1 protein-coding gene is annotated in these 1,143 nt (G+C 50.7%); it reads right to left on the minus strand.

What is annotated here, in order from left to right:
• A partial coding sequence (locus HWQ67_RS19270; RefSeq protein WP_218254316.1) for a DUF5131 family protein occupies positions 1-913 on the minus strand: 913 nt, incomplete at its 3' end.
• Positions 914-1,143 lie beyond the last annotated feature (230 nt).

Raw genomic sequence — 1,143 nt, forward strand, 5'->3', positions numbered from 1 at the left:
CACCGTTAGTTTCGACATGGGTGTAGAAGAGGCCATCCAGAGGCAGGAGTGATTCTAGGTTGTCCTTCAAAAAGACCTTTATTCCTGCCCTATCCGCAGCCTCGACAATTTCGTTTACCCACTCGATTTTAGGCTGTGCTGTCCACTTGTTGTTGAAGGGCTTAGGGAGCAGTTCTGAATTCCCGTCGGATAGGTTGCATAAGCGGAACATTTCTTCCCGTGTGCCAGTGCAAGCGCCGATGATGAGCCAGTCAAACTCATCAATGGAATCAAGCCTACGTTCCTCTGCACACTCGCCACCGTTGATTCGCTCCAATAACGGTTCAAAGCTAACGAATTTAACCTTGGCTTCCACCTTTGTTATATTGCTAACGCCATCATAGTATGATTCTTGATTTGTAGCCGTCACGCCCACCCAGGCGTTGTCCGGGAAGGGACTCCACTTGATTAGATTCTGAGGTCGCTTGGTGAGAAGGTAGAAGCGATCAAAACCTTTGTTGCCCCATATCTCGTCTAGCACTTTCTGTGTCCACTCTTCCGGGACTCCCACGCCAAACAGGTCTGCCATGTCGCAGACGAAAATTCCCCGGGGTTGCACTTGATAGTGTCGTTTAGCGCCGTCATAATGGAGTCGGTCATTCCTGGCCTTGAGTCCCTTCAACTTCTCTTCCCAAAAGCGGGGGTAGAAGGGGTCATTGAAGGCTATCTTGGGATTCTCATGTGGCAGAGCTATCTCAAAGTTTCTCCGATAGTGAGTCTTCAATCTCCCACACGCCAGCTTGTAGGCATAGCAAGGGAAGTCCCCGCCTTTGCAGAGTCCGTTGTCGTGATTCAAACAGCCTGTGATGGGATTCCAGGTATAACCCTGCGTCCCGTCTGGATTCCTAGCCGACTCTATTTTCGTTCTATTCATCTTGTCATCACCTGTACCTTCGCTTTCACACACTCTGGGTCGCTTTCTACACAACCTTCTATCCAATCCCGCAAATCAATCGTGTCCCGGGTTTTTGGTCCTGCATACCTGCGGTTGCCGGAACAGATGGCAGCGCCAGTTGTCGCATACCAGGTGGAACCCCTGGGTAAACTCCATTTCAATCAAGGGCTCGCCACATTCAGTACACTGAACGGGCGGAGAGGCCAGCT

The organism is Candidatus Magnetobacterium casense, assembly GCF_019173545.1.
In the GTDB taxonomy this organism is placed as follows: domain Bacteria; phylum Nitrospirota; class Thermodesulfovibrionia; order Thermodesulfovibrionales; family Magnetobacteriaceae; genus Magnetobacterium; species Magnetobacterium cryptolimnobacter.